The organism is Desulfobulbaceae bacterium, assembly GCA_013792005.1.
Lineage (GTDB): Bacteria > Desulfobacterota > Desulfobulbia > Desulfobulbales > VMSU01 > VMSU01.
The window spans coordinates 1-4,995 of sequence record VMSU01000250.1; the positions used below are offsets into that span (position 1 = coordinate 1).

The window sequence follows — 4,995 nt, forward strand, 5'->3', positions numbered from 1 at the left end:
ACAACCTGAGCAGTTACCTTATCCTTAACATTAAAAGAACTCCGAATTCTTGACGCATTAACGTCGATAATTTGCTATATCAAAAACAAACTCCTCACCTCTATTGTATAGGAGACCCGTTTTGATTTCTCGTCGGATTCTTTGTGGCGACCATTATACTACCTCAGGGAACATAACCTTGCAGGACCTTCAGATCCCATGAACCAAGATTAGCAGGTTACGGAATATGGCCTCAATCGTTAATCGGTTCAACACATCATTCATGTATTTCATAATAAAAACCAGTGAAATTTATTAAAAAAACCGCCGAGTCGAAGGGGAAAAATTGAGATCTACCCATTAAAAAGTATTGTCGAGAAGTGTTTTCAAAAAAAATCGTAATACTTACCCCATCAATTTACCGCCCCCCAAAGGGCTTCCAAAAAAACATTTATTGCAACTATTCAGAATGAAGGTTTACGAGTTGACAGTTAACGGTTAATGATCCATATCAAGACTGCTCACTCTTCAGAGAGGAAGGAGCAAACAATGATTCCCAACTGATAGCATCGCGGATGAGCCTAGACAGATCAACCAATCACCATCAAACTGAACAAGTTACACTTTTTTAATGACAAACCATCGTCAGAAATTATAATAGACGGCCATGAAATCACCCACACACAAAATCAAGACTAAATTCATCTTTATCACTGGGGGGGTCCTCTCCTCACTTGGCAAGGGCTTGGCTGCCGCCTCTATTGGCGCGCTGCTTGAAAGCCGCGGGCTCAAGATCACCTTCCAGAAACTTGATCCGTATATCAATGTCGACCCCGGCACCATGAACCCATTTCAGCATGGTGAGGTCTATGTCACCGATGATGGGGCCGAAACCGACCTCGACCTGGGCCACTATGAACGATTCTCCTCCGCAGTATTGGGAAAGAACAACAATTACACCTCAGGCCGGATCTATCACTCAGTAATCACCAAGGAACGCCGCGGGGAGTATCATGGGGGGACGGTCCAGGTCATCCCCCACATCACGGATGAAATCAAAAGCGCCATTCTCCAGCTTGACGGCTCAGTCGATGTCGCTATTATTGAAATCGGTGGCACCATTGGTGACATCGAAGGCCAACCCTTCCTGGAGGCAATCCGTCAATTCCGGATCAATCACGGTCGTGAGAACGCACTATTTATCCATGTGACCTGGGTCCCCTACATCAAGACCGCCGGTGAGGTCAAGACCAAACCAACCCAACACAGCGTTAAAGAACTGCGAGCCATCGGCATCCAGCCCGACATCCTGCTCTGCCGCACAGAAAGCCAGCTCTCGAAAGATATCAAGGCCAAAATTGCCCTCTTCTGCAACGTAGACGCCAGCGATGTCATTACCGCCCAAGACGTGGACAGCATCTACGAAGTCCCGATCCGTTTCCGCCAGGAAGGTCTCGACGAAAAAATCTTAAAGCACCTCAACATCTGGACAGGCGCTCCCCGCCTCGACAACTGGGAACAACTACTCGACAAGATCAAGAACCCGACCCACCAGATCACTATTGGGATCATCGGCAAGTATGTCGATCTCACCGAATCATACAAGAGCCTGCACGAAGCGTTAGTCCACGGAGGTGTTGCCAATGACACCCGGGTCAACCTTCGATACGTCAGCGCAGAAGAACTCGAACAACGCAAGGCCGAAGACCTGCTGGAGGGACTGGACGGAATTCTTGTTCCCGGCGGCTTCGGCAAACGAGGCGTTGAGGGCAAGATCAACGCCATCACCTACGCTCGTATCAACAAAATACCATTCTTCGGGATCTGCCTTGGTATGCAACTGGCGGTAATTGAATTTGCCCGCAACCTTGCCGGCATGGCTGATGCCACCAGTAATGAATTTTCCCAAGACACCAAGCACCCAGTTATCTATTTGATGAAAGAGTGGTTTGATTATCGCAACGACACAATCCAGGTCCGCGACGAAACTTCGGACATGGGAGGCACACTCCGCCTGGGCGCATACCCCTGCCGGATGCAGGAAGGCACCTTTGCTCGAAAAGCCTATGGCGTTGAGGCCATCAGTGAACGTCATCGTCACCGCTTCGAATTCAACAACGATTTCCGAGAACAGTTAGTAACCACCGGTCTGATCATCAGCGGCACCTCTCCGGACGACACCCTGGTGGAAATTGTTGAGATAGCCGATCATCCATGGTTTCTTGGCTGCCAGTTTCATCCGGAGTTCAAGTCATCACCCATGAATCCCCACCCACTGTTCCGTGACTTCATTAAAGCCGCCTTGGAAAAACACCAAAACACATGAACTCCGTTAAAATTACCAACACCATCGAGGTCGGCCCTGGCCGGCCTTTTTTATTACTCGCCGGCCCTTGTGTCCTCGAATCAGAGGCTATGGCTATCCAAGTCGCAACAACATTGGCCGACGTATGCTCCCGACTCAACATTTCCTACATCTTCAAGGCCTCTTACGACAAGGCGAACCGCACCTCACTCCAATCATTCCGGGGTCCGGGGCTAAAAGAGGGGATGAAGATATTTGCCAAGATCAAGGCGCTCGGCATCCCGGTAGTCTCAGACGTCCATGAGATCTCACAAGTAGCAGAAGTCAGCCCGACCTTAGATCTCATTCAAATCCCGGCATTTCTCTGCCGTCAAACCGATTTGCTGGTTGCTGCCGCCCACTCAGGCAAGGCTATCTCACTAAAAAAAGGCCAATTCATGTCACCTTGGGACATGGAGTTCGCCGTAAGAAAAATTAAGGAATCAGGCAACTCCAACCTCCTTCTCCTCGAACGCGGGGTCTGCTTCGGCTACAACAACCTTGTGGTAGATATGCGCTCATTCCCGGTTCTTAGAGATCTTGGTTGCCCGGTCATCTACGACGCCACCCACAGCGTACAGCTGCCCGGCGGGGCTGGCGGTTGTTCAGGCGGCCAACGCCAGTTTATTCCACCTTTAGCCAGAGCAGCTGTCGCCTGTGGTATCGACGGTATCTTCATGGAGGTTCACCCAACTCCGGACCTTGCCTTGTGCGATGGCCCCAACTCGATGCCGCTGGATCAGGTAGAGCCACTGCTGCGCCAACTTTTAGCCATCCATCACGTGGTAAACGCATGACAATCGACAGCTGCCCCCCTTCCGCTAACCCATCCGAACAGTACCCCGGAGATTGCGAATTCACCCAATTCCTTCGGGAACGCGCTCAGGCTCGGCACGGAGGCAAGACAGGTCCATTGAGCCGTCAAGCCTGCCTCAATCGGGCAAAAGATATTAAACTCCTTTTACTTGACGTCGATGGCGTCTTAACAGACGGGTCCATCACCTATACCAACAGCGGAGATGAGATAAAAACCTTCCACTGCCGAGACGGCTTTGGCATGAATATGCTCCAGAAAATCGGGGTAGAGATCGGACTGATCACCGCCCGACGCTCAGAGGCCCTGGAGAGAAGAGCCCGAGACCTCAAATTAACCCATGTCTTTCAAGGGACACGGCGAAAGATGGAGGTTTTCAATACCCTTCTCAACCAACTGCAGTTCACCCCACAGCAGGTTGCCTTCATGGGTGACGACTGGCTGGACCTGCCGGTACTGACCCAGGTCGGACTGGCCGCCACGGTTGCCGACGGGGCGCCGGAACTGCTTCCTGTGGTTGACTTCGTCTCAACTCACCCAGGTGGCCACGGCGCTGTCCGCGACCTTTGCGACCTGATTATTGAGGCTCAAGGCCGCCGCCAAGACCTGCTCAATGAATACATGACCAGACAATAATGATGGCGTCGCAAAAAGCCCGATCTACTGCGTTGCAGCGCACTTTTGCTCATTCGGCACACCATATGTGTGGCCTCATTCGCAAAAGCACACTGCGCCTTGTATATCGGCCCTTTCGGAGTCTCGCAGACTCGCTTACCTGCTTAGCCATCCCGTGACTTTTTGCGAGACCATCAATAATGACACACCGCCAATCATGGCAGATCCCCTTGCTGATCCTGCTGTCCCTTCCCCTTTGGCAATCCTTTGCCGCGAGCTTTCTGACCATCGAGCAAGGAGCAGTCTCTCCGCCTGTGCGTCAAGATAAAAGCTTTACCCTGGAAGGCGTTACATTTTCACAAGCAACCAAGGGAATCCAGGACATCTCCCTTCAAGCTCAACGACTCCACAGCACCAATGACAACAACACCGTCACTTTGGAAAAAGTTAACGCCAACCGCGTAGGAACGAACCCCCTCCATATCGTGAGTGGAAGCGCTGTATATGACCCAGACCGAGAGGTTGTGACCCTGCTGGATGGTGTGCTGATAGAGGCGGCTGATCTCATAATCAAGACTCCGTTTTTGCGCTATCTCATCAAATATGAAACCATCAAAAGCGCCGGCGAAGTTTCGATAAGTGGCGATGAAATGTCACTCAGCGGAACCTCCTTCATGTACAACGTAAACACCGCCGCTATGCGGGTCGGCAAACGAGTTCACTTTCTCTACACCCCTGTTCAGCCTTGACGGGTATCCCTCTCTTGTGTTTGAATGAAAGTGAATCCAATGATTCTGCTCTATTAATAACTGCTCAGGTTGTCGGTTTACGATTGACAGTTGACGGTGAATGGTTCCTGTCAATGGCTGAGAAGACACTGACATTGAGTATCATGCGATGATTTATGACTAAGCCGTCGCACAGAAATAACCTGTTCATTTCATTGTACACTTTAAACGGCATGGAGCCGTACAGTAAGAGGCAGAGTGTACATATTATTTCTTAACGGCTCCTAACCATGATGAACTCGCAAAAAGTCACGGGATGGCTAAGCAGGTAAGCGAGTCTGCGAGACTCCGAAAGGGCCGATATACAAGGCGTCCTCTGTGTTTTTGTGAGTGAGGCAATACATATGGTATGCCGAACGAGCAAAACCGCCACGCAACGCAGTAGATCTGACTTTTTGCGACGCCATCATCTTTATTCATCAGCTGATCTGTATATACGATCACCGCATACACTC

Annotated in this window: 4 protein-coding genes; all 4 read left to right on the forward strand. The window is 50.6% G+C overall.

The genetic code is table 11. From position 1 onward, the window contains the following. Nucleotides 1-646 precede the first annotated feature (646 nt). The 4 genes from FP815_16445 (at nucleotide 647) to lptC (ending at nucleotide 4,501) form a co-directional block, all read left to right on the forward strand. The gene (locus FP815_16445; protein ID MBA3016517.1) at nucleotides 647-2,305 is read left to right on the forward strand and encodes a CTP synthase; all 1,659 of its coding nucleotides are present in this window, start codon (nucleotides 647-649) and stop codon (nucleotides 2,303-2,305) included. After that, nucleotides 2,302-3,120, forward strand: coding sequence for a 3-deoxy-8-phosphooctulonate synthase (locus FP815_16450; protein ID MBA3016518.1), 819 nt, complete (start codon nucleotides 2,302-2,304; stop codon nucleotides 3,118-3,120). The genes FP815_16445 and FP815_16450 overlap by 4 nt, the downstream gene beginning before the upstream one ends. Continuing rightward, nucleotides 3,117-3,773, forward strand: coding sequence for a 3-deoxy-D-manno-octulosonate 8-phosphate phosphatase (locus tag FP815_16455; GenBank protein MBA3016519.1), 657 nt, complete (start codon nucleotides 3,117-3,119; stop codon nucleotides 3,771-3,773). The genes FP815_16450 and FP815_16455 overlap by 4 nt, the downstream gene beginning before the upstream one ends. A gap of 179 nt (nucleotides 3,774-3,952) precedes the next feature. Beyond that, on the forward strand, nucleotides 3,953-4,501 hold the full coding sequence (gene lptC / locus FP815_16460; GenBank protein MBA3016520.1) for an LPS export ABC transporter periplasmic protein LptC: 549 nt from the start codon (nucleotides 3,953-3,955) through the stop codon (nucleotides 4,499-4,501). Nucleotides 4,502-4,995 lie beyond the last annotated feature (494 nt).